Origin of the sequence: Qipengyuania thermophila (assembly GCF_004153605.1) — a bacterium.
GTDB lineage: Bacteria > Pseudomonadota > Alphaproteobacteria > Sphingomonadales > Sphingomonadaceae > Qipengyuania_B > Qipengyuania_B thermophila.
Genome location: NZ_SDSI01000001.1, coordinates 698,362 through 720,067, shown reverse-complemented (window position 1 = coordinate 720,067; position 21,706 = coordinate 698,362). Strand labels below are relative to the sequence as shown.

21 protein-coding genes are annotated in these 21,706 nt (G+C 69.4%); 9 read left to right on the top strand and 12 right to left on the bottom strand.

The genetic code is table 11. The annotated features are described in order from the left end of the window. The first annotated feature begins 119 nt into the window (after nt 1-119). Nucleotides 120-1,142 carry a glycosyltransferase family A protein gene (locus ETO60_RS03415; protein ID WP_130002650.1) on the top strand — a complete coding sequence of 341 codons (1,023 nt, stop codon included), beginning with the start codon at nt 120-122 and terminating at the stop codon, nt 1,140-1,142. Here the strand turns inward: ETO60_RS03415 and ETO60_RS03410 are convergent. Continuing rightward, entirely contained in the window at nt 1,121-2,452 is a 1,332-nt protein-coding gene (locus ETO60_RS03410; RefSeq protein WP_130002648.1) for a hemolysin family protein, read from the bottom strand. The genes ETO60_RS03415 and ETO60_RS03410 overlap by 22 nt on opposite strands. Before the next feature lie 150 nt (nt 2,453-2,602). Between ETO60_RS03410 and ETO60_RS03405 the strand changes: the two genes are divergently transcribed. Next, nucleotides 2,603-3,277: an OmpA family protein gene (locus tag ETO60_RS03405; protein ID WP_234026320.1), complete on the top strand. Its 675-nt coding sequence runs from the start codon at nt 2,603-2,605 to the stop codon at nt 3,275-3,277. Between the two features lie 53 nt (nt 3,278-3,330). Here the strand turns inward: ETO60_RS03405 and ETO60_RS03400 are convergent, their stop codons facing one another. Beyond that, complete coding sequence (locus tag ETO60_RS03400) at nt 3,331-4,134, bottom strand: inositol monophosphatase family protein (RefSeq protein WP_315850263.1); 804 nt, start codon at nt 4,132-4,134, stop codon at nt 3,331-3,333. Nucleotides 4,135-4,250: 116 nt separating this feature from the next. Here ETO60_RS03400 and sucC point away from each other — a divergent pair, with 116 nt between their 5' ends. From sucC to ETO60_RS03380, 4 genes are all read left to right on the top strand, one after another. Next, nucleotides 4,251-5,447, top strand: a complete 1,197-nt coding sequence (gene sucC / locus ETO60_RS03395) for an ADP-forming succinate--CoA ligase subunit beta (RefSeq protein ID WP_130002644.1) — start codon at nt 4,251-4,253, stop codon at nt 5,445-5,447. 107 nt (nt 5,448-5,554) lie between these two features. Then, entirely contained in the window at nt 5,555-6,301 is a 747-nt protein-coding gene (locus ETO60_RS03390; RefSeq protein WP_130002642.1) for an electron transfer flavoprotein subunit beta/FixA family protein, read from the top strand. 29 nt (nt 6,302-6,330) lie between these two features. Further along, a complete protein-coding gene (locus tag ETO60_RS03385) occupies nt 6,331-7,263 on the top strand; it encodes an electron transfer flavoprotein subunit alpha/FixB family protein (RefSeq protein ID WP_130002640.1) in 933 nt (310 codons plus the stop codon). Between the two features lie 52 nt (nt 7,264-7,315). Beyond that, on the top strand, nt 7,316-8,230 hold the full coding sequence (locus tag ETO60_RS03380; RefSeq protein WP_130002638.1) for an energy transducer TonB: 915 nt from the start codon (nt 7,316-7,318) through the stop codon (nt 8,228-8,230). A 22-nt stretch (nt 8,231-8,252) separates the two neighbouring features. Here the strand turns inward: ETO60_RS03380 and ETO60_RS03375 are convergent, their stop codons facing one another. From ETO60_RS03375 to ETO60_RS03350, 6 genes are all read right to left on the bottom strand, one after another. Beyond that, entirely contained in the window at nt 8,253-9,458 is a 1,206-nt protein-coding gene (locus tag ETO60_RS03375) for a DUF445 domain-containing protein (protein ID WP_130003081.1), read from the bottom strand. A gap of 73 nt (nt 9,459-9,531) precedes the next feature. Beyond that, nucleotides 9,532-12,960: an efflux RND transporter permease subunit gene (locus ETO60_RS03370; RefSeq protein ID WP_130002636.1), complete on the bottom strand. Its 3,429-nt coding sequence runs from the start codon at nt 12,958-12,960 to the stop codon at nt 9,532-9,534. Continuing rightward, a complete protein-coding gene (locus ETO60_RS03365) occupies nt 12,957-14,141 on the bottom strand; it encodes an efflux RND transporter periplasmic adaptor subunit (RefSeq protein WP_130002634.1) in 1,185 nt (394 codons plus the stop codon). The genes ETO60_RS03370 and ETO60_RS03365 overlap by 4 nt, the downstream gene beginning before the upstream one ends. Before the next feature lie 228 nt (nt 14,142-14,369). Then, a complete protein-coding gene (locus tag ETO60_RS03360; RefSeq protein ID WP_130002632.1) occupies nt 14,370-14,636 on the bottom strand; it encodes a GlsB/YeaQ/YmgE family stress response membrane protein in 267 nt (88 codons plus the stop codon). A 201-nt stretch (nt 14,637-14,837) separates the two neighbouring features. Next, the gene (gene sciP, locus ETO60_RS03355) at nt 14,838-15,137 is read right to left on the bottom strand and encodes a CtrA inhibitor SciP (RefSeq protein ID WP_130002630.1); all 300 of its coding nucleotides are present in this window, start codon (nt 15,135-15,137) and stop codon (nt 14,838-14,840) included. Further along, entirely contained in the window at nt 15,134-15,433 is a 300-nt protein-coding gene (locus ETO60_RS03350; protein WP_130002628.1) for a hypothetical protein, read from the bottom strand. The genes sciP and ETO60_RS03350 overlap by 4 nt, the downstream gene beginning before the upstream one ends. A 131-nt stretch (nt 15,434-15,564) precedes the next feature. On the opposite strand from ETO60_RS03350, the gene mnmA reads away from it, so the two are divergent. Then, complete coding sequence (gene mnmA, locus ETO60_RS03345) at nt 15,565-16,770, top strand: tRNA 2-thiouridine(34) synthase MnmA (protein WP_130002627.1); 1,206 nt, start codon at nt 15,565-15,567, stop codon at nt 16,768-16,770. On the opposite strand, the gene ETO60_RS03340 is transcribed toward mnmA, so the two are convergent. Next, the gene (locus tag ETO60_RS03340; protein ID WP_199798819.1) at nt 16,751-17,104 is read right to left on the bottom strand and encodes a hypothetical protein; all 354 of its coding nucleotides are present in this window, start codon (nt 17,102-17,104) and stop codon (nt 16,751-16,753) included. The two genes, mnmA and ETO60_RS03340, sit on opposite strands and share 20 nt — an antisense overlap. Nucleotides 17,105-17,132: 28 nt before the next feature. On the opposite strand from ETO60_RS03340, the gene ETO60_RS03335 reads away from it, so the two are divergent. Next, a complete protein-coding gene (locus tag ETO60_RS03335; protein WP_130002625.1) occupies nt 17,133-18,278 on the top strand; it encodes a serine hydrolase domain-containing protein in 1,146 nt (381 codons plus the stop codon). On the opposite strand, the gene ETO60_RS03330 is transcribed toward ETO60_RS03335, so the two are convergent. From ETO60_RS03330 to pdxH, 3 genes are read right to left on the bottom strand one after another with little or no spacing between them, the layout of a single operon-like run. Beyond that, nucleotides 18,263-19,069, bottom strand: coding sequence for a PhzF family phenazine biosynthesis protein (locus tag ETO60_RS03330; protein ID WP_130002623.1), 807 nt, complete (start codon nt 19,067-19,069; stop codon nt 18,263-18,265). The two genes, ETO60_RS03335 and ETO60_RS03330, sit on opposite strands and share 16 nt — an antisense overlap. Then, complete coding sequence (locus tag ETO60_RS03325) at nt 19,066-20,019, bottom strand: cation diffusion facilitator family transporter (RefSeq protein ID WP_130002621.1); 954 nt, start codon at nt 20,017-20,019, stop codon at nt 19,066-19,068. Before ETO60_RS03325 ends, ETO60_RS03330 begins: the two co-directional genes overlap by 4 nt. Further along, nucleotides 20,016-20,627 carry a pyridoxamine 5'-phosphate oxidase gene (gene pdxH / locus ETO60_RS03320; RefSeq protein ID WP_390612488.1) on the bottom strand — a complete coding sequence of 204 codons (612 nt, stop codon included), beginning with the start codon at nt 20,625-20,627 and terminating at the stop codon, nt 20,016-20,018. Before pdxH ends, ETO60_RS03325 begins: the two co-directional genes overlap by 4 nt. Nucleotides 20,628-20,743: 116 nt before the next feature. Here pdxH and ETO60_RS03315 point away from each other — a divergent pair, with 116 nt between their 5' ends. Then, complete coding sequence (locus tag ETO60_RS03315) at nt 20,744-21,697, top strand: DnaJ C-terminal domain-containing protein (RefSeq protein ID WP_130002617.1); 954 nt, start codon at nt 20,744-20,746, stop codon at nt 21,695-21,697. The last annotated feature ends 9 nt before the right edge of the window (nt 21,698-21,706 follow it).

Below are 21,706 nucleotides of genomic sequence, written 5' to 3'. Positions count from 1 at the left end.
TGCGGGATTGATGCAAGACTTGCCCTGCGGCCTTTGCCAAATGCCTGTAAACGCCGCCCCTTCTTCCGCTTCTGCACACGGTGGCAGCGCATGAAGGAGAACCCGGGGGAGGTTTGCGCATGCTGGTGACGGTCGCCATCCTGGCGCGGAACGAAGGCGGGTCGATCGGGCCGATGATTGCCGATCTCGCCCGTCAGACGCTTTTTGCGGCTCCCCACCGGTTCGAGGTGCTCGTCTATGCCAATGACTGCAGCGACGACACGGCGGAGCGCGCGCGCGCCGCGCTCCGCGCGAGCTTCGGTGCCGAAGGTGCGGTCCGGCACCGGGTGATCGTCACCCCCGAAAGCGGCAAGAACCGCGCCTGGAACACCGTTGTTCACGACGTCGCCTCCGCCGACACCGACGTGTTCGTCTTCTGCGACGCGGACATCACCTTCGCCCGGGTGGACGCCATTGCCGAACTGCTGCACCTGCTCGGCGCCAACCCGCAGGCGCGTGCTGTCACCGGGTACATGATCAAGGATCTGCACGCCAAGCCGCGCAAGACCGTCCTGGACCGCCTGTCGCTCGGCCTGTCGAGCGATGCCCGCCTGCCCAACGCGCTCAACGGGTCGCTTTACGCGCTGAGCGCGGCGGAGGCGCGCAAGATCTGGCTTCCCGTGCCCCTGCCCGGAGAGGACGGGTTCCTGTCGGCCATGATCAAGACCAACGGCTTCACCGAACCCAACCGGGAAGAGCGCGTGATCAGCCCGGTGCAGCCGACCCACTACTACGAGGCCCACACGCTGGCCGGCTACTTCCGCCACGAGAAGCGGGTCGCACTCGGCACGGTGATGCTTGGCTGGATCATCGAGGAGCTCTGGTCGCTGAAGCTGACGAGCCACGCCGGTGCGCTGATCCGCGAATGGAACCAGGAGACGCCCGACTGGATCGCCCGCCTGATCCGCCGGCGCATGGGCCAGCGGCGCTGGGTCGTGCCCTCGCGCCTGCTCTTCCAGCGCCTCGACCCCTTGCGCCGCATGCCGCCGGGGCGGGCGGTGGTCCGGTTCCCGCTGGCGGTGGCGGCCAGCGTCCTCAACCTCGTCCCGGTGGTGACCGCGAACCGCGAACTCAAGAACGCTCAGGCCGCCGCGTTCTGGTGAGCCTCGTCCGCTGACGCCGCAGCCGGCCGCACCAGCAGCTTGTCGATCCGCCGGCCGTCGAGATCGACCACTTCGAACGACCAGCCCTGCTCCTCGAACTGCTCCCCTTCCTCCGGGAGCTTCCTCAGCACGGCCAGCACGAACCCGGCCACCGTCGCGAAGTCGCGGTCCGGTCCGTAGGTGATGCCGAGCCGGTCGGCGAGCGCATCGGCCGGCATGCTGCCGGCGACCAGCAGCGAACCGTCGGCACGTTCCACCACGTCCGGCGCAAGCCCCGCCTCCTGGTCGCTGACAAAGCTGCCGGCGATGGTGGCGAGCAGGTCGGCCGGCGTGACCAGTCCGTCGAGATGCCCGTATTCGTCATGCACCATCGCCATGGCGACTTCGGCCTGCTGCAGGACGCGCAGCGCATCCATCGCGTCCAGCCGGTCGGGCACGACCTCGGCGCGCTTCAGCAGCTCTTCCAGCCGCACCTCGCCGCTTTCCAGCATGGCGCCGAGAACATCGCGCACCTTCACGATGCCGACGATCCTGTCGACCGACCCGTCCGCCACCGGCAACAGCGAGTGGGGGCTGGCCGCGATCGTCGCCCGGATCCGCTCCCCGTCGGCATGCTGGTCGAGCCAGTCGATCTCCTTGCGCGGGGTCATGACCTCGCGCACCGGCCGTTCCGCCAGCCGGATCACGCCGGCCAGCATCTGTCCCTGCTCCCGCTCGATCAGGCCGGAATGGGTCGCTTCGGCGAACAGCATCTGCATCTCCTCGGCCGTAACCCGGCCATCGGAGGCGGGGCGGACGCGCAGGGCGCGCAGCACCAGCCGCGAGGAAATGTCGAGCAGCCACACGAGCGGAGCCGCGACGCGGGCGAGCGCGCCCATCGGCACGGCGACGGCGCTGGCGATGGCCGGCGCCGCGCGCAGGGCGATCTGCTTGGGCACGAGTTCACCGACGATCAGGCTGGCATAGGTCGTCACCGCGATCACCAGCGCAAATCCGGCTGTCCCGGCGATCCCCGCCGGAACGCCCCAACCCGCCAACCACTCGCCCAAGGGCCGGCCCAGGCTCGCCCCGGAATAGGCGCCAGCCACGATGCCGATCAGCGTGATGCCGATCTGCACGGTGGACAGGAACTTGCCCGGCTGTTCGATCAGGCCCAGCGCGGCTGCGGCCCCCCGGCTGCCGCGATCCTTCATCGCCCGCAACTGGGCGGGACGGGCCGAGACGAGCGCCAGCTCCGACATGGCGAACACGCCGTTCAGCGCGACGAGCGCGAGGATGATCAGCACGTCCGTCCACGGAAAGCTCGTCACGCGGCCACCTTAGCAACAATTGTCCCGAGGCACAGCGTCTTGTGCGGGCTTCTGGAACACCTCGCCGCGCCGACGGTTTTGAGCGACAGAGCACGCGAGGTGGGCGCGTTGCGGGGACAGGCAACAAAAGGAACGATCCTCATGAAGAAGATGGTGTTCACGACCTTGGCGGCGAGTGCGTCGCTGCTGACGCTTTCGGCGTGCGTCACCGATCCCAACACGGGCGAGCAGCGCATTTCGCGCACCGTCCTTGGCGGCGCGGGCGGCGCGGCGGCCGGCGGGCTGCTCGGCCAGGTGATCGGCGGGCGCACGGGCCGCATCATCGGGGCTGTCGGTGGCGGCGCGGTCGGCACCGTCGTCGGCTATCGCCTTGACCAGCAGATCCGCGAGCTGCGCGAACAGACCGCCGGCCAGGGCATCGATGTGACGGAAACCGATGGCGGGCAGGCGATCCTCGTCAACCTTCCGGACGGGGTGACGTTCGCGACCGGAAGCGCGACCATCAGCCCGCAGTTCCAGCAGATCCTCGACCGCGTGGCGGCCAATCTGGTCCAGTATCCCAACAGCCTCATCGACGTGTACGGTCACACGGACACGGTCGGTTCGGCCCAGGCCAATCAGCGCCTGTCGGAACAGCGCGCCTCGGCGGTGGCCCGCCATCTCATCAGCCGCGGGGTCAATTCCGCGCGCATCCGCAGCCAGGGCTTCGGCGAGACGCAGCTGCGTGTGCAGACCGGCGACAATGTCGCCGAGCCGCTGAACCGCCGGGTCGAGATCAAGATCATCCCGCTGAGCGACGCGGAAATCCGTCAGGCCCAGCAGTAAGGCATAGGGCCAAGCGCGGGCGGAGCGGCGCGGACCGCTCCGCCCCTCACGCCTCAGGTGCCGAGCAGCGCGGCGCGCGCCCGCTCGGCGATGTGCGACACGGCCGGATCGAGCAGGGCGGGCGTGCTGGCCACGACGCCGAACACGCGGCCATCTGCGGTTCGGAAGTCGGGCGGCACGCCGAGAGCGTCCGCCACCATCCCGCCGGCTTCGCGCACCAGCAGGGTTGCCGCGGCGATGTCCCACACGTGACCCCAGCGGTATGTGGCGACGAGGTCCGCTTCCCCGGCCGCGACCATGCCGAGCCTCAGCGCGATCGAATTGGGCTGCGGCACGCGGGCGAACAGGCCATCGGCACGGGCAAGGTCCGCGGCGGGCACACGGGCACCGCTCAGCGCCGGGCGGCCGGACACCCGCAGCCGCGCGTCATTGCGCCATGCACCGGCACCGGCAAGCGCCCACCAGTGCTCGCCGCGCGCCGGCGCCTCGAGGACGGCAGCGGCAAGCTCACCGCTGCGCACCAGCGCCACCGACACGGCCCACCCCGCCCGGCCGCGCACGAAATCGCGGGTGCCGTCGATCGGATCGACGATCCAGGCCCATTCCCCTGTCCGCTGCGCCGGGTCGTTTGCCGATTCCTCGGACAGCCAGCCTGCCTGCGGCAGGACGCGCGAAAGAGCCTCATGGAGGAAGTCGTTCACGCGCAGATCGGCGTCGCTCACTGGATCGCCCGGGCGCTTGTCCCACACCCGGACGGCGTGGCCGTCTCCGGGCCAGTGGGCGAGCGCCAGCCGGCCGGCCTGACGCACCGCGTCGCGAAGGGGTTGCAGATCGATCATGGGAGGAGCGTCGCACATGCGGCGTGCCCGCACACTTTTCAAGCCGCGCATTCCATGCAAAGGGCGCCGGGCACACCGTGGCCGCCCGCCCGGGCGGACCTGCGCACCCGATCAGCGAAGGATTGCGACCAGTCATGAACATCCACGAGTACCAGGCCAAGGAACTGCTCGCCAAGCACGGCCTTCCCGTGCCGCGGGGCATCGCCGCGCTGAGCGTCGAGGAAGCCGTGGAGGCGGCGCGGCAGCTGCCCGGGCCGCTCTACGTGGTGAAGTCGCAGATCCATGCCGGCGGACGGGGCAAGGGGCGGTTCAAGGAGCTGGGCCCGGACGCCAAGGGAGGGGTCCGTCTTGCAAGGAGCATCGAGGAGGTGGAAAGCCACGCCCGCGAGATGCTGGGCAACACGCTGGTGACGGTCCAGACGGGTGACGAGGGCAAGCAGGTGAACCGGCTCTATGTCACTGACGGGGTGGACATCGGCAAGGAGTACTACCTGTCGATGCTGGTCGACCGGGCGTCCGGACGGGTCGCGATGATCGCCTCCACCGAGGGCGGCATGAGCATCGAGGATGTCGCGCACGAGACGCCGGAGAAGATCGTCACCATCACCATCGACCCCGCGCAGGGGTTCATGCCGCACCATGGCCGCGCGCTCGCCTACGGGCTGAAGCTCGACGGCGATTTGGCCAAGCAGGCGCAGAAGCTGGGCCGGCAGCTCTACGACGCGTTCCACGCACTCGACTGCGAGATGATCGAGATCAATCCGCTGGCCGAGTCGAACGGCACGCTGATGGTGCTCGACACGAAGATGAGCTTCGACGGCAACGCGCTGTTCCGCCATCCGGAGCTGGCTGACCTGCGCGACGTGACCGAGGAGGATCCGGCGGAGGTCGAGGCGAGCGAGCACGATCTGGCCTACATCAAGCTCGACGGCAACATCGGCTGCATGGTCAACGGCGCCGGCCTCGCCATGGCGACGATGGACATCATCAAGCTGAACGGTGCCTTCCCCGCCAACTTCCTCGATGTCGGCGGCGGAGCATCGCGCGAGAAGGTGACCGCCGCGTTCAAGATCATCCTCAAGGATCCGGCGGTCGAGGGCATCCTCGTCAACATCTTCGGCGGCATCATGAAATGCGACGTGATCGCCGACGGGATCGTGGCGGCGGCCAAGGACGTCAACCTTTCCGTGCCGCTGGTCGTGCGCCTCGAAGGGACGAATGTCGAGCAGGGCAAGGCGATCCTCGACAATTCGGGGCTTGCCATCGTCAGCGCCGACGATCTGGGCGATGCGGCGCGCAAGATCGTCGCCGAGGTGCGCAAGGCCGCCTGAGCCGTGGCGGGGGCGCCAGGCTTCGCCGGCGCCCTTGACGCGCGGGGCGACGGAACGCACATGCCCGTCGAGGCATTCACAACAGCGAGCAAGAGGAAGGCCCGGCGATGAAAATCCTCGTCCCCGTCAAGCGGGTGATCGACTACAACGTGAAGCCGCGGGTGAAGGCGGACGGGTCCGGGGTCGATCTCGCCAACGTCAAGATGAGCATGAACCCCTTCGACGAGATCGCCGTCGAGGAGGCGATCCGGATCAAGGAGAAGGGGCAGGCGGACGAGATCGTCGCCGTCTCCATCGGTCCCGCCAAGGCGCAGGAAACCCTGCGCACGGCTCTGGCCATGGGCGCCGACCGCGCCATCCTGATCGAAACCGACGAGGAGGTCGAGCCGCTGGCCGTGGCCAAGATCCTCAAGGCGGTGGCCGAGGCCGAGCAGCCCGGCATCATCCTGCTCGGCAAGCAGGCGATCGACGACGATTCCAACCAGACCGGGCAGATGCTGGCGGCGCTGATGAACCGGCCGCAGGGCACGTTTGCCAACACGGTGGAAGTCGAGGGCGACCATGTGACGGTGAAGCGCGAGGTCGACGGCGGCCTTGAAACCGTGCGCCTGGCCCTGCCCGCGGTCATCACCACCGACCTGCGGCTCAACGAGCCGCGCTACGCTTCGCTCCCGAACATCATGAAGGCCAAGAAGAAGCCGCTGGACGTCAAGACCCCGGCCGACCTCGGCGTCGACACGGCCCCGCGGCTGCGCGTGGTGAAGGTCGAGGAGCCGGCGGTTCGCCAGGCCGGGGTGAAGGTGGCCGATGTCGATGAACTGGTCAGCAAGCTCAAGACGCTCGGCATTGCCTGATCCGCGCGGGTTCTGAAAGGATTGCGACGATGAAGTCCCTGGTTCTGGTGGAACATGACAATGCGTCGATGAAGGAAGCGACGCTGGCGACGGTCACCGCCGCGACCCGGCTTGGCGGCGAGGTGCACCTGCTGGTGGCCGGATCCGGCTGCCGTGCGGTGGCGGAACAGGCGGCGCAGGTTCAGGGCATCGGCAAGGTTCACGTGGCTGACGACCCCGCGTTCGAACACCAGCTGCCGGAGAATGTCGCGCCGCTCGTTGCCGGGTTGATGGAGCACCACGACGCGTTCCTCGCGCCCGCGACCACCACCGGCAAGAACATCGCGCCGCGGGTCGCGGCCCTGCTCGACGTGATGCAGGTGTCCGAGATCCTGTCGGTCGAAGGCGAACGGACCTTCACCCGGCCCATCTATGCCGGCAACGCCATCGCGACGGTCGAGGCGACGGATCCCAAGCTGGTCCTGACCGTGCGCGGCACGGCCTTCGACAAGGCGCAGGCGAGCGGCGGCGCGGCGGCGATCGAGGAAGTCGCCGGCCCCAGCGATTCCGGTGCCTCGCAGTTCGTCGGGCGCGAGCTGGCGGAGAGCGAACGGCCGGAGCTCACCAGCGCCAAGATCATCGTGTCCGGCGGGCGCGCGCTCAAGGATGCCGAGACTTTCCAGGAATACATCATCCCGCTGGCCGACAAGCTGGGGGCTGGCGTGGGGGCGTCGCGCGCCGCGGTGGACGCAGGCTTCGTGCCCAACGACTACCAGGTCGGGCAGACCGGCAAGATTGTCGCTCCCGAAGTCTACATCGCGGTCGGCATTTCCGGCGCAATCCAGCACCTTGCGGGGATGAAGGACTCCAAGGTCATCATCGCCATCAACAAGGACGAGGACGCGCCCATCTTCCAGGTCGCCGACGTCGGTCTGGTGGGCGATCTCTACAAGATCCTGCCGGAGCTGACGGCAAAGCTTTGATCATCAAGGCCGCGGTGCTACACCCCTCTTCGAGGTGAGGAGGGGGTTTGTCATGCACGCATGGGCCATGGGCGCCGCCGTGCTTAGCGTGATCGCCTCGGGGGCGAAAGCGGAGGAAGTCGTGCTCTCGCCGTCGAGCGCCTGGGTGCTCGACTACGGCGACCATCGCTGCCGCATGACACGCGCCTTCGGCGAGGGTCCGACGCGAACGGCGTTCATGCTCGAGCAGACGCAGCCGAGCGACACCTTTTCCTGGACTGTAGCCGGCCCGCTGGTGGACCGGTTCGGCAAGGGTAAGGTCCAAGTGCAGTTCGCACCCGCCTTCGACGGCTTCGAGATCGACCATGACGCGTCGCTTCGCGTGGCGGAGTTCGGCACGGCCGTGGCGAGCGTCACTCACGAGGCTCCGCCTCCGACCTTGATCAGCAGGACGGCCAAGCCGCGGCTGCGTTCGGAGCCTGACGCGCTGAGCGACGGGACCGCGCGCGCGGCCAGGCTCCGGCTTCTGAACCCGGAGCACGGCCGGTCCATCGCGCGGCTGACACTGACGAAGGGCGGCGAGAGCGTGAGCCTGTCCTTCGGCTCCCTCGAAGCGCCGTTCAAGGCCATGAACGCCTGCATGGACGATCTCCTGGTGAGCTGGGGCATGGACCCTGCCGAGTTGCGCGAGGCGACTACGGCGGCGCGCTGGATCAACTCGGTTCCTCTCGTGGGAAAGATCCAGGAGTTCTATCCAGCCAAGGCGCTCGAGGAGGGAGCAGAGGCCGACTACCGCCTGCGCGTGGTCGTGGGTGCGAACGGGCGCGTCAGCCGGTGCCACATGATCCTGCTGTCCCGAGGCTCGGATTTCGCGCAGAGGGTGTGCGACATCATGCGCAGGGAGGCGCGGTTCGAACCTGGCCGCAACGCGGCGGGAGAGCCGAAACCGGCGTTCTTCTCGACCAAGATCAGCTACCGGGTGTACTGAGACACGGCGCGCGCCAGGGGCGTCAGAACAACCCCACCAGCGCGTGGATCGCCACGCCGACGAGACCGCCCACCAGCGTCCCGTTGATGCGGATGAACTGGAGATCGCGGCCCACCGCGCCCTCCACCCGGTCAGTGACGGTGCGCGCGTCCCAGCGCTTCACCGTCTCCGACACCAGCCGCACGATCTGCTCGCCATAGTTCGTCGCCAGCCCCACGGCGGAGCGCCGGGCGAGGCGGTTGACCTGATGCTGCAGGCGCGCATCGCGCTCGAGCGCGAGGCCCATGTCACGCAGCGCCTCCGAAAGTTGACCGGACACGCCGCGCCCGTCGCGAAGTCCGGCGATCAGCCCCTCCCGCAGCCGCTCCCACACTCCCTGCCACCAGCTTCCGACCGCCGGATTGGTGACGAAGTCGTTCTTCATCCGCTCCACCCGCGCACGCAGGTCCGCATCGTGCTGCAGGCGATGGGCAAAATCGGCGAGACCCTGTTCAACCTTGAGGCGCAGGGGATGATCGGGGTCGACCAGCACTTCGGCCAGCATCCGGTAAAGCCCGTCGATGACCGAATTCGCCAGCCGCTCGTCCAGCCCGACCAGCCGCAGCAGGGCGTTGGCGCGCCGCTGGATCATGGCCCGCACCGTGTCCTCGTTGTCTTCGAGCACCAGCCCCGCCCAGCGGATGAGGCTGTCGATCAGCGGCCGGTGCCGTCCGTCGGCGATCATCGCCGCCAGCAGCTGTCCCAGCATCGGGCTGATCTGGACCCGCTCGATCTGTGCCGCGAGACCCGCGCGCACCTGCGTGCCGAGGCGCTGCGGATCGAGCGATTGCAGCACCTCCACCGCCAGATCGCGGGCCCCGGTCCCAATGCGCGAAGAGGCCGCCTCGCGCGGCGCGGCGAGGTAGGCGCCGACGGCCGCGGCAAGGTTCATCCCCTCCATCCGGCGGGCCACCACCTGCGGCGTGAGGAAATTGGTCCGCAGGAACTGCGCCATGGTGTCGGCGATGCGGTTCTTGTTCTCGGGGACGATGGCGGTGTGCGGGATCGGCAGCCCGAGGGGCCGGCGGAACAGCGCGGTGACCGCGAACCAGTCGGCGATCCCGCCGATCATTCCCGCTTCGGCAAAAGCATGGAGATAGCCCCATCCCCAGTGGCGACCGAGGTTGATCTCCGCCAGCACGAACAGTCCCGCCATGAGCACCAGCAGGCCGGTCGCCGTGCGGCGCATGGCGCGCGCGCGGTCCGGCGTGACGGTGGCCGGCGCCGTCAACGGTCTGGCAGCGCGGCCGGCTGGCCGCGGCTCATTCGGCCGGCGTCGGCAGGCTGCTGCCGCTGGTCTGCGGTCCGGTGGGGCGCTGTTCGTCACCGGGCCGGTAGGTCAGCAGCCGGCGCGACAGCCACGGCCCGACCCGCTTTTCGAACCCGTCGGCGAGGCTGAAGCCGGCCGGGATCAGCACCAGCGTCAGCACCGTGGAGAGCAGGAGGCCGCCGATCACCACCGTGCCCATCGGCGCGCGCCACGCAGCATCGCCGGACACAGAGATGGCGGTGGGAACCATGCCCGCGGTCATCGCCACCGTGGTCATGACGATGGGCTGCGCGCGCTTGTGCCCGGCGTCCATGATCGCCTGGAGCTTGGGCACGCCCTTGTTCATCTCCTCCATGGCGAAGTCGATCAGCAGGATCGAGTTCTTGGCGACGATGCCCAGCAGCATCAGCATGCCGATGTAGACGGGCATGGAGATCGGCTGGTCGACGATCAGGAGGGCGATGAGGCCGCCCAGCGGGGCGAGCAGCAGCGAGGTCATGTTGACCAGCGGCGAGACGAAACGATGGTAGAGCAGCACCAGCACGCCAAAGACGAGCAGCACGCCGCTCACCACCGCAACGGCGAAGCTGGCGATCATCTCGGCCTGCCACTTGTCCTCGCCCACGGCCTCGTTCGATACGCCGGGCGGCAGGTCGCGCATGATCGGCAGGCGCTGGATCGACTCCATGACCGGGCCCTTGACCTGCCCCTCCGCTAGGTCGGCCCCGACAAAGACCCGCCGCGACTGGTTGTAGCGCTGGATCTGGGTCGGGCCGGAGCCGAAGGAGATGTCGGCGACCCGCCGCAGCGGGACGGACGCGCCGCTTGCCGTGGGCACCGGCAGGTTCTGAATGGTGGCGATGTCGCGGCGCGACTCGCGCGGAAGGATGACGCGGATCGGCACCTGCCGGTCGGTGAGCGAGAAGCGGGCGGCGTTCTGATCGATCTCGCCGAGCGTGGCGATCCGGATGGCGTTCGACAGCGCAGCCGTGGTCACGCCCAGCTGCGCCGCGAGGTCCTCGCGCGGGGTGATGATGAGTTCGGGACGGCGCAGGTCGGCGGCGATGCGCGGCGCCACGACACCGGGAAGGCCGCGCATCTGTTCGACCAGCGTCTGCGCCGTCTGCTCGAGCAGGATCGGGTCGCTGCCGGCGAGCATGACGGAGATGTCGCGCCCGCTGCCGAACCCGCCGCCCGACTGCGAGGCGAAGCTGACCCGCGCGTCGGGAATGGCGGCCAGCGCCGGGTTCAACCGCCGCTCGAACTCGACGCTGGTGGCCTCCCGCTCCTCGGCCGGGACGAGGTCGACATAGAGGGTCGCGCTGCCCTCGCGGATCGCCTGCGTCACCAATGCCACTTCCGGAGCCTCGCGCAGGACGGCCTCGACCTGGCTGGCGACGGCCTGCGTCTGCTCGATGGTGGTGCCCGGCACGAGCTCGATGGTGACGCGGCTGCCATCCTCGTTGGTGTTGGGCTGGAACTGCTGCGGCAGCCCGGCGAACAGCGCACCGGTCATGATCAGCGCGAAGACGCCGGCCATGAAGGCGTAGAACCGGTGATCGCGCGTGCGCGCATACAGCCGCGCCGAGAAGCTCCGGTAGTAGCGGCCAAAGCCGCCGAACAGGCCGAGGAGGAAGCGCAGCACGATCGCCACCACGACCGCCAACGCCAGGCCGACGAACGGCGCAATGAGCGCCACGATCAGGATGGGCAGCAGGCCGGAGCCGACCAGCAGCTGGAACGCCATGGTGACGCCGAACACGAACGCGCCGACCATGGCGAACACGGCCAGCAGCGCGATGCTGCGGTACAGCCACGTGCCCGGCACCCGCTCGATCCGGGCGAGCATGGCCCGCGACTCGTCGGAACGGAGCGTCCAGCCGAGCACCCGCATGTACAGGTCCATGGCGCGGCCCTCGCCGTGTTCGGCGTGGCCCTTTGCCTCGAGGAAATAGGCGGCCATCATGGGCGTGATCATGCGGGCCACCAGCAGGCTCATCAGCACGGCCACGACGACGGTGAGGCCGAAGGGCTTGAAGAACTCGCCCGGGATGCCCGGCATGAGCCCGACGGGCAGAAACACGGCGACGATGGAGAAGCTCGTCGCGACGACGGCGAGGCCGATTTCGTCGGCCGCGTCAATCGACGCCTGATAGGCGGATTTACCCATCCGCATGTGGCGGACGATGTTCTCGATCTCGACGATGGCGTCGTCGACCAGCACGCCCGCAACCAGCGACAGCGCCAGCAGCGACAGGAAGTTGAGGTTGAAGCCGAGCAGGTCCATGAACCAGAAGGTCGGGATTGCCGACAGCGGGATCGCCACGGCGCTGATGAACGTCGCCCGCCAGTCGCGCAGGAAGAAGAACACCACGACGATCGCCAGCACCGCGCCTTCGATGAGGGCGGCCATCGAGGTGGCGTATTGCTGCTTGGTGTAGGGCACCGGCGTGAACAGTTCGGTGAAGGTCACGCCGGGATTTTCGGCCTCGATGGCGCGCATGGCGGCCACGGCGCCGTCATAGACGTCGACTTCCGAAACCCCGCGCGCGCGCTCAAAGGAGAAGGTGACGACCTGCGCGCCGTCCACCTTCGACAGTCGGCGCGGCTCGGAATAGCCATCCGACACATCGGCGATGTCGGACAGCTTGATCGTGGCGCCGCGCGCCGCGGGGATGCGCAGCTGCGACAGGGCGTAGGCATCGTCGGCATTGCCCAACACGCGCACCGACTGGCGCGAGCCGGCAATTTCGGTCTGACCTCCGGCCGCGTTGATGTTGATCTGGCGCAGCGCCGCATTCACGTCGCGCGCGGTCACGCCGAGAGCCTGCATGCGCGCCGGATCGAGCACCACCCGGATCTCGCGGTCGACGCCGCCCGCCCGGCTGACCGCCGCCATGCCCGACACCGCCAGCAGACGCTTGGACACAGTGTCGTCGACGAACCAGCTGAGCTGTTCCGGAGTCATGTCGGGCGCGCTGACGGCATAGAAGCCGATGATGCCCCCGCCCGCGTTCTGCACCTTGGCCACCCGCGGCTCGAGAATGCCGTCCGGAAGATCGCCCCGGATCTGCGCGATGGCATTGGTCACTTCGTTGACGGCGACGTTCACGTCGGTGCCGATGGCGAACTCCACCATGGTGCTGCTGCTGCCCTCGGACGCGGTGGAGTTGATCGTTTCCACCCCGTTGATGGACCGCACCGCCGATTCGACGCGCTGGGTGATCTGGGTCTCGATCTCGGTCGGAGCGGCGCCGGGCTGGCTGATCAGCACCGAGACCATCGGAAATTCGACATCCGGAAAGTTCACCACCGGCAGACGCATGAAGGACAGCAGGCCGGCCAGCGTCAGGCCGATGAACAACACGATCGGAATGATCGGATTGCGGATCGACCAGGCGGAGATGTTGCGGAAGTTCACGGGCGGGCACCCGCCGCGCGGACCGGCCGCACCGCGTCTCCGGGAGCAAGGAAACCGCCGGCAAACAGCACCACCCGCTCCGTCCCCGCCAGCCCTTCGGCGATGATGATCCCGTCGCGGGTGACATTGCCCAGCCTGACGTTGCGCCGCACGACGCGGTTGTCGTCACCGACGATGTAGACGTAACTGCCCTCGCCGTCGCTCTGCAGGGCGCTTTCGGGCAGCACCGGGGCGCTGACCGTGCCGCTGCGCAGAACGGCGGTGGCGAACCCGCCCGGACGCAGCGCCGGATCGTAGCGCAGGGCCACGCGCGCGGTGCCGAGGCGGGTCTGCGGGTCGATGGTCGGCGACAGCTGCCAGATCTGTCCGGTGAAGGCCTGCGTCGTTCCGGCGGGCGTGACTTCCACCGGGAGGCCGACCGACAGATTGGCAAGCTCGTTCTCGCCGACTTGCGCCAGCAGCTCCAACTCGCCGTTCTGGGCGATGCTGAACAGCACCCCCGATCCGGCGCTGACGGTCTGTCCCGGCTCCACCTGACGTTGGAGGACGAGGCCGGCGGCGGGTGCGACGATGTTCAGCCGGGCGTTGCGGGCGCGCAGCTCGTCCGCCTGCGCCCGGGCGACGGCGACCCGGGCGTTGGCGGCGTCCCGGGTGGCGGTGAGCCGGTCGACTTCCGCCCGCGAGATGAAGCCGCGGTCGACGAGCTGCAAGGCGCGCTCGAGGTTTTCCTGGGCGAGGCGGGCGTCGGCCTGCGCCACGGCGATCTGGGCCACCGCACCGCGGGCCTGCTGTTCCTGGACGCTGCGATCGATCACGGCGAGCACCTGCCCCTGCCGCACCCAGTCGCCCGCGTCGACGAGCACGGACACGACCCGCCCGCCTTCGCCGACAACGCCCACCGGGAGGTTCCGGCGCGCCGCCAGCGTGCCGGTCACGTTCACCTCGCCCTCGATGGTCTGCCGGCCGGGGGCGACCACCGTGACGGAGGGAACCTGTTCGGAAGCCGCCGGCGCTTCGGCGCTGCCGGCACGGCTGGCGTAGTAGGCCAGCGCGGCGAGCACGAGACCGATGAGCACCGCCCCGATGATCAGCGTGCGCCGACGCCGCACGGGCGCGCCATCGGCGACCGGGTCAGCGGGGTGTCCGACGGGGTCGACCGAAATTCTGGATTCGTAGTTCATCGGCGATCACGTCCCTGCCCAGCCCCAGGTGTTCTACATCACTAGAACACATCCCGCAAGGCGGGAGCGGCAGATCATCTAGGGCTCGCCGGAACGACGTGCAACGGCATTGCCGCACACGGACAACCGCCCGTTCATCCCAGGCGGAATGGTCAATCCACGAAAAAGGGCGGGCGTCCGAAGACGACCCGCCCCTCGATGTGTTCGCGTCGTGGACGCGCGGCGGCGTTACCGGACCCGGCCGCGCTGCACCAGGTTGACGATGGCCAGCAGGACGATCGCGCCGGCGATGGCGATCAGGAACCCGGTCAGGCTGAACTGCTGGATGCTGCCCTGAACGCCAAGCAGCGGACCGGCCAGCCAGTTGCCGATGACCGCGCCGATGATGCCGACCACGATGTTCCACAGGATGCCCATCGAGGCGTCGCGGTTCATGACCATGCTGGCAATCCAACCAGCCACCCCGCCCACGATGATTGCGATAATCCAGCCCATAGCGAATTCCTCCTCGCGTTGTTTTGCATGACTTCGCGCAGAGAACGGCCCATGGGCTGAAGTGGTTCCGGATTGCGACGAAGAGAAGCGGCCGCGGCTTGATCTTCGCCGCTGCGCGCCGGCCGCACGAGCATCGGGTTTCGCTGAAAATTCAGCCTTTAAGGGGCCGGCGAGACATTCCTGCGGCGGCCTGTGGCGGGCTCAATACTTGAGCTGGCGTTCGTAGAGATCGCGGTAGTGCTGGATCCGCGTGACGCGCAGGCCCTGCATCCCCGACCGGTCGACTGCCCGCTGCCACGAGGCGAACTCCTCCAGGGTGAGGTTGTAGCGTTCCAGAACCTCGTCGACCGTCAACAACCCGCCATTGACGGCGGCGACGACCTCCGCCTTGCGCCGCACCACCCAGCGCGTCGTGTCAGGAGGCGGCAGATCGGCCAGCGTCAGCGGCTCGCCGAGCGGTCCAATCACCTGATCCGGGCGGATGGACGAATTCTCGATCATGGTTGCCGGCGATCCTTGAACTTCGAACGTTTGCGGGACGGCAGCGCCGCGGAGGAGCCGCCGCAGTCCGGGCGCGCCTCGTCCGGCACGGTCCGGGCGTCGGATACGGGGCCGCTGTGGACCGCGGCAAAGCGCCCGCTCCCTTCGCCGTCGCCGCCGCGGCCGCGCCCGATCCCCTGTGCCTCGCGGATCAGGGCCAGCTGCGCGCTGAGTTCCGCCCAGCGAAGTTCGCGCAGGAGGGCGGCATTTTCCGCCGGGGCGTCGGCAGCGCGCTTGGGTTTTCTGCCCTCGAACATGCCCACCGGGGTACCCGCCGCGGGTAAACAAGCGGTGAAGCCGGGATGCGGGTTTGCACGCGGAGCATGCTGCCGCCCCGCCTGTACTGCGCTGGAAAGAAGCCCGTCCGCGCACTACATTGCGCGCGCTCATGAACCTCGCCGCTTCCCTGTCGGGCGCTCAAGCCGCTGCCCTGTTCGACCTGCCTCGCCCTCCGGCGCAGTGCCGCATCGTCGTGGCCATGTCGGGGGGCGTCGACTCCTCGGTCGTGGCGGCGCTTGCCGCGAGCAGCGGGGCGGAGACGATCGGCATCACCCTCCAGCTTTACGACCACGGGGAAGCGACCGGGCGCAAGGGCGCGTGCTGCGCCGGCGACGACATCCGCGACGCACGGCAGGTCGCCGACCGGCTCGGCATCGCCCACTACGTCATTGACCACGAGAGTGCGTTCCGGCAGGCCGTGGTGGAGCGGTTCGCAGACGACTACCTTGCCGGGCGCACGCCCGTGCCCTGCATCCGCTGCAACACCGGCCCCAAGTTCACCGACATGCTGGCGATCGCGCGCGAACTCGGCGCCGATTGCCTGGCGACAGGCCATTATGTGCAGCGGGAGCGCCGCGGCGAGGACGTGCACCTGCTGCGCGCGCGCGATCCGGCGCGAGACCAGTCCTATTTCCTGTTCGCCACCACCGATGCACAGCTCGCCTTTCTGCGGTTCCCGCTCGGCGGCCTGCCGAAGGAGGAGGTGCGCGCCCTGGCCCGCGGCGCCGGGCTCGCCAACGCGGCAAAGGCCGACAGCCAGGACATCTGTTTCGTGCCGGACGGCGACTACGCTGCCGTGGTGCGCAGGCTGCGGCCGGAGGGAAGCGAGGCGGGCGACATCGTGCATGCGCAGACCGGCGCGGTCCTCGGCCGTCACCGCGGCGTGATCCACTTCACCGTGGGACAGCGGCGCGGGCTGGAGATCGGCGGACAGGCCGAACCGCTGTATGTGGTCGGCATCGATGCCGCCGCACGGCGCGTGCGGGTGGGTCCGCGGCGCCTGCTGGCGGTGCGCCGCGCGCATCTGACGCAAACCAACCGCATCGGCGCGGCCGCGGCCGGCCAGCCGCTCATGGTCAAGGTGCGCTCCATGGCCCGGCCCGTTCCGGCGACGGTCGAAGGGTCACTGGGAGGGGGCCGCGACGTGACGCTGACCTTTCTCCAGCCGGAATACGGCGTCGCGCCGGGACAGGCGGCCGTGCTCTATTGCGGCGAGCGGGTCGTGGGCGGCGGCTGGATCGCGGCCACCGAAGCCGATGCGGCGAACGGCGATCCCGCCCTCGCCGGGCGCACCCTCAGCCCTGCCACGGCCTGAGCACGCAGCCCCAACCGGGTTCGAAAGCCGCCTCGTCCGATCCGAGGAGCGGGAACACCGCCGTCACCGAGCGCCGCTCGGTGTCCTCGGACAGACGCACCCACTCCATGCCGGCCACCTTGTCCTTGGCGCAGTCGGCGAGGCTTCGGCCGGCGACGAACCGGCACGAGCACGTCACGCGGGCGGCGTAGGCGGTGCCCGCGGCGGCATAGCCGCGCAGCGCCGGCCCGAACACCGCGGCGGCCGCCACGCCGGCGAGAAGCACCGCCGCAACGACCAGCCACATCACCCGCCGGCGTCCCGGTCTCCGCACCTGCGTCTTCGGCATTGCCATCCCCATCGCCATGCGCAAGGTCCGCCCGATGAGGCTTCCCCCGGCTCCGACTCGCCGTGCTCTTATCGCCCTTGCCCTGCTGCTGCCAGCGGCCGCCGGGTGCGCCGATCCCGCTCCCGAAGCGTCCGGGCTAGGGGAAGAGGCGCTGGCGGCGGTGTCTGCCGATCCCGGCGCGCCCGTGCGGCAGGTCGCGCGGGCCGTCGACGCGCTGTTCACCGATCCGGCGGTCGGCGAAACCCGCGCGGTCATCCTGATGCACAACGGCACGGTGGCCGCAGAACGCTACGGACCGGGTTACGGCCCCGACACGCGCTTCGTGAGCTGGTCGATGGCCAAGACGGTCACCGCCGTGGTGATCGGAATGCTGGTGGCCGACGGGCGGCTGGATCTGGACCAGCCGACGCCGGTGCCCCGCTGGAACCGGCCCGGCGACCCGCGCCGCGAGATCACGCTGCGGCACCTGCTGCAGATGCGCAGCGGACTGCGCCACACCGAGTCGGGCGAGCCATCCTACGAATCGCTCGAAGTGCGGATGCTGTTCCTCGACGGACGCGACGACATGGCCGAGTTCGCATCGGCCCAGCCGCTCGAGGCGGAGCCGGGCGAGCGCTTCGAGTATTCCTCCAACACCAGCGTCATCCTCGCGGATATCGCGACCCGCGCGCTCACCGACAGCCGCGATCCCGAGATCCGGCGGCGGGCGATGGCCGACTATCTTCAGACGCGGCTGTTCGGCCCGTTGGGCATGGAGTCGATGGTGCCCGAATTCGACCGGGCCGGCACCCTGATCGGGGGCAGCCTGATCCATGGCACGGCGCGCGACTGGGCACGCTTTGCGGAGTTCCTGCGGACCAAGGGGTCCCACCGCGGCGCGCAGCTGGTCCCCCGTGCATGGGTCGAGGCCATGGTGACGCCGTCGCCGCGCGCGCCGCATTACGGCTTCCAGACCTGGCTCAACCGGGACTTCCCCCGCGCAGCCGGCGAAGAGCATCCGCTGTTCCCCGACTCCGCCCCGCCAACGCTGTTCGCGATGATCGGCCACATGGGACAGTATGCCCTCGTCTCGCCCGAGCAGCGGGTGACGCTGGTGCGGCTGGGCCATTCGGACGCGCAGCAGCGGGCGGCGCTGCTGCCGCGCATGGCCGACATTCTGGCGCTCTATCCCGCCAGGTAGAACCGCCCCTCGACCACCGTCACGCAGGCGCCTCCGATCCACGCCCGCTCCCCCTCCAGCCGGCAGGTCAGCTCGCCGCCGCGTCGCGACGCCTGATGCGCGGTGAAGCGGGCGCGGCCCAGCCGCTCGGCCCAGAACGGCGTCAGCGCGGCATGGGCAGACCCGGTGACGCTGTCCTCGTCCACGCCCCATGCGGGAACGAAGACGCGGCTGATCACGTCATGCACCCCCTGGCCGGGCGCGGTGCAGATCGCCATGACGCCGGTCGCGGCGAGTGCGGCCATGTCCGGGGCGAGCGCCCGAACCGCCGCGGCATCGGGCAGCAGCACAATGGCGGTCTGTTCCGCGCCCGAAACGCTGTGATGGACCTCGCCTTGCGCGCCCAGCGCCGCCAGCAGGCGCGCATCGTTCCGCGGGGCGACCCGCGTCAACGGCAGGTCGAGCGTGTAGCCGCCCGGCTCGCGCCGCACCTCCAGCACACCGGATTGGCGGGTGCGGAACCGGACCCGGTCGCCCCCGTTCCTTCCGAGCAGCACATGCCCGCTGGCAAGCGTCGCATGGCCGCAGAGCGCCACCTCGTGCGTCGGCGTGAACCAGCGCAGTTCCCAGTCCGCCTCGCCACCCGTGTCGCGCACGAGAAAGGCGGTCTCGGCAAAATTGTTCTCGGCGCCGATGGCCTGGAGCAGCGCATCGTCCGGCCATCGATCCAGCACCATCACCGCGGCCTGGTTTCCGCCGAATGCGGCCGAGGCGAAGGCGTCCACGTGCCAGTAGGCGACGGACCTCGTCATGGGCGCGGACCCAGCCGGGCGAATTCGTTCTCCTCGATGAGCGGATTGTCCGAATCCTTGTAGCCCGCCGGATCGATGTGCACGAACAGCTCCATGCGCGGAAAGTGGCGGCACAGGTTCTTTTCCATCCGCTCGATGATGTCGTGTGCCTCGACCACCGAAAGACGCGGGTCCATGTCGATGTGGAACTGCACGAAGTCGCGATGACCGCTCGTCCGGGTGCGCAGGTCGTGCAGGTTGGACAGCTCGGGATGCTGCGCCACCAGCTCTACCAGCCGCTGCCGCCGATCCTCAGGCCATTCGTGGTCCATCAGCTGGTCGATGGCATCCCCGGCCGCGCGGAACGCCCCGTAGCCCAGCCACCCGGCGATGAGGAAGCCGAACACCGGATCCGCGCCGGTCAGTCCGGCGAACCCTTCAAGGACCAGCGCGGCGATGACCGCGAGGTTGAGCAGCATGTCCGACTGGTAGTGAAGGTGATCGGCGCGGATGGCGACGGACCCGGTCCGCCGCAGCACGTAGCGCTGCCAGCTGAGCAGTCCCAGCGTCAGCGCGATCGCCACCAGCGACACGCCCATCCCTTCCAGCGGCGCGCGCACGCCGACGCCGTGGGTGAGCTGCCGCACCGAATGGAGCAGGATGAGCACGATCGACACGCCGATCAGCATCGCCTGCACCATGGCGGCCACCGCTTCGGCCTTGCCGTGGCCGAAACGATGTTCGCGGTCGGCGGGGAAGGCGGCGATCCACACGCCGAAAAAGGTCGTCAGGCTCGCCACGAGATCGAGCGCGCTGTCGGCGAGGCTCCCGAGCATTGCCGACGAGCCGGTGCGCCACGCCGCCCATGTCTTGAGCGCCACCAGCACCGCCGCGACACTGATGGAGGCGAGCGCCGCCCCGCGCGCAAGGCGCGACCGGTCGTCCTGGACGAAGGAAGCGGCGCTTTTCACGGGTACAGCAGCGTGCTGGACCAGCCGCCCTCGCCGCCGCGGAGGAACAGGCGGCGGTCGTGCAGGCGATTGGCGCGGTCGAGCCAGAACTCGATCCGCTCGGGCCGCAGGCGGAAGCCGCTCCAGTGCGGCGGGCGGGGCACATCGCCTTCCGGGTATTGCCGCGCCAGCGCCTCGACGCGCTCGAGATAGTCAACTCGCGCGGCCAGGGGCCGCGACTGGTCCGAGGCGGCGGAGCCGAGCTGCGACCGGCGCGGCCGCGAGTGGAAGTAGGCGTCGGCCTGCGCGGCGCTCACCGGCGAGACCGGCCCTTCCACCCGGACCTGCCGGCGAAGGCTCTTCCAGTGGAACAGCAGCGCGGCGTGCGCATTGGCGCACAGCTCCTCGCCCTTGCGGCTGTGGAGATTGGTGTAGAAGGTGAAGCCGTCCGGTCCATGCTCCTTCAGCAGCACCATCCGGACAGAAGGCCGGCCGTCGGGGGTTGCGGTCGCCAGCGCCATGGCTTCGGGGTCGTTCGGCTCGCTGCGCACCGCCTCGGCGAACCATTGCCCGAACAGCTCCAGCGGATCGTCCGCCATGATCGCGCTCTCAGCTTCGCCCATGCCCATGCCCTTGCAACACCGTCGCCGCGACGGCGGCCGCGGCGGCGGACCCCGCCCTTAGCGCCGATGCGCACGGGTGGAAAGCAATTGCCCTCCTTCTGTCCTGCACCTAGCTAGACGCCATGGCAGACCCTTACGCGACTCTTGGCGTGGCGCGCGACGCCTCCGAAAAGGAGATCAAGAGCGCCTACCGCAAGCTGGCCAAGGAACTCCATCCCGACCGCAACGCGAACAATCCGCAGGCGGCGGAGCGGTTCTCGCGCGTCACCAACGCATACGACCTGCTCTCCGATGCGGACAAGCGCGCCCGGTTCGACCGCGGCGAGATCGACGCCGACGGCAACCCTACCAACCCGTTCGCCGGCATGGGCGGCGGCTTCCGGCATGCGGCCGGCGGACCGGGCGGGTTCCGGGCCGAGGAGTTCGGCGGCTTCGCGCAGGAAGGGGTCGATCTTGGCGACCTGTTCGAGGGCCTGTTCGGCAGCGGCGGCGGAGCGCGCGCGGGGATGGGCGGGCGGCAGGGGGGCTTCCGGGGCGGCTTTCGCGCCCCGCCCGCGCGCGGCGCCGACGTCCAGTACCGGCTGCGGGTGCCGTTCACCGACGCGGCGACCCGCACGGAGCAGCGCATCACCCTGGCCGACGGCAAGACGGTGGATCTCAAGCTGCCGGCGGGGGTCGAGGACGGCACCCAGATGCGCCTGCGCGGCAAGGGCGAAGCGGGGCCGGGCGGGGCTGGAGACGCGCTGATCACGATCGCCATCGAGCCGCACCGGGTGTTTCGCCGCGACGGCGACGATGTGCGCATGGAGCTGCCCGTCACCCTCGACGAGGCGGTCCGCGGGGCGCGGGTGCGGGTGCCCACGGTCGACGGGCCGGTGATGATGACGGTCAAGCCCGGCTCGAGCAGCGGCACTGTCCTGCGGCTGCGCGGCAAGGGGTTCTCCCGCAAGGATGGCACCCGCGGCGACCAGCTCGTCACCCTGTCGATCCAGCTGCCGGCCGATGTGTCCGAGCTTGCGGCCAGGCTGGAAGGCTGGCGCGACGCGAGCGATCCGCGTGCCACCCTCGCGGGGTAAGCCTTGCAC

Coding starts and splice junctions, on each gene's coding strand:
- ETO60_RS03415 (WP_130002650.1), top strand. CDS start 120: ATGCTGGTGACGGTCGCCATCCTGGCGCGGAACGAAGGCGGGTCGATC.
- ETO60_RS03405 (WP_234026320.1), top strand. CDS start 2,603: ATGGTGTTCACGACCTTGGCGGCGAGTGCGTCGCTGCTGACGCTTTCG.
- ETO60_RS03400 (WP_315850263.1), bottom strand. CDS start 4,134: ATGTGCGACGCTCCTCCCATGATCGATCTGCAACCCCTTCGCGACGCG.
- sucC (WP_130002644.1), top strand. CDS start 4,251: ATGAACATCCACGAGTACCAGGCCAAGGAACTGCTCGCCAAGCACGGC.
- ETO60_RS03390 (WP_130002642.1), top strand. CDS start 5,555: ATGAAAATCCTCGTCCCCGTCAAGCGGGTGATCGACTACAACGTGAAG.
- ETO60_RS03385 (WP_130002640.1), top strand. CDS start 6,331: ATGAAGTCCCTGGTTCTGGTGGAACATGACAATGCGTCGATGAAGGAA.
- ETO60_RS03380 (WP_130002638.1), top strand. CDS start 7,316: ATGCACGCATGGGCCATGGGCGCCGCCGTGCTTAGCGTGATCGCCTCG.
- ETO60_RS03375 (WP_130003081.1), bottom strand. CDS start 9,458: ATGCGCCGCACGGCGACCGGCCTGCTGGTGCTCATGGCGGGACTGTTC.
- ETO60_RS03365 (WP_130002634.1), bottom strand. CDS start 14,141: ATGAACTACGAATCCAGAATTTCGGTCGACCCCGTCGGACACCCCGCT.
- ETO60_RS03360 (WP_130002632.1), bottom strand. CDS start 14,636: ATGGGCTGGATTATCGCAATCATCGTGGGCGGGGTGGCTGGTTGGATT.
- sciP (WP_130002630.1), bottom strand. CDS start 15,137: ATGATCGAGAATTCGTCCATCCGCCCGGATCAGGTGATTGGACCGCTC.
- ETO60_RS03350 (WP_130002628.1), bottom strand. CDS start 15,433: ATGTTCGAGGGCAGAAAACCCAAGCGCGCTGCCGACGCCCCGGCGGAA.
- mnmA (WP_130002627.1), top strand. CDS start 15,565: ATGAACCTCGCCGCTTCCCTGTCGGGCGCTCAAGCCGCTGCCCTGTTC.
- ETO60_RS03340 (WP_199798819.1), bottom strand. CDS start 17,104: ATGGCAATGCCGAAGACGCAGGTGCGGAGACCGGGACGCCGGCGGGTG.
- ETO60_RS03335 (WP_130002625.1), top strand. CDS start 17,133: ATGAGGCTTCCCCCGGCTCCGACTCGCCGTGCTCTTATCGCCCTTGCC.
- ETO60_RS03330 (WP_130002623.1), bottom strand. CDS start 19,069: ATGACGAGGTCCGTCGCCTACTGGCACGTGGACGCCTTCGCCTCGGCC.
- pdxH (WP_390612488.1), bottom strand. CDS start 20,627: ATGGGCATGGGCGAAGCTGAGAGCGCGATCATGGCGGACGATCCGCTG.
- ETO60_RS03315 (WP_130002617.1), top strand. CDS start 20,744: ATGGCAGACCCTTACGCGACTCTTGGCGTGGCGCGCGACGCCTCCGAA.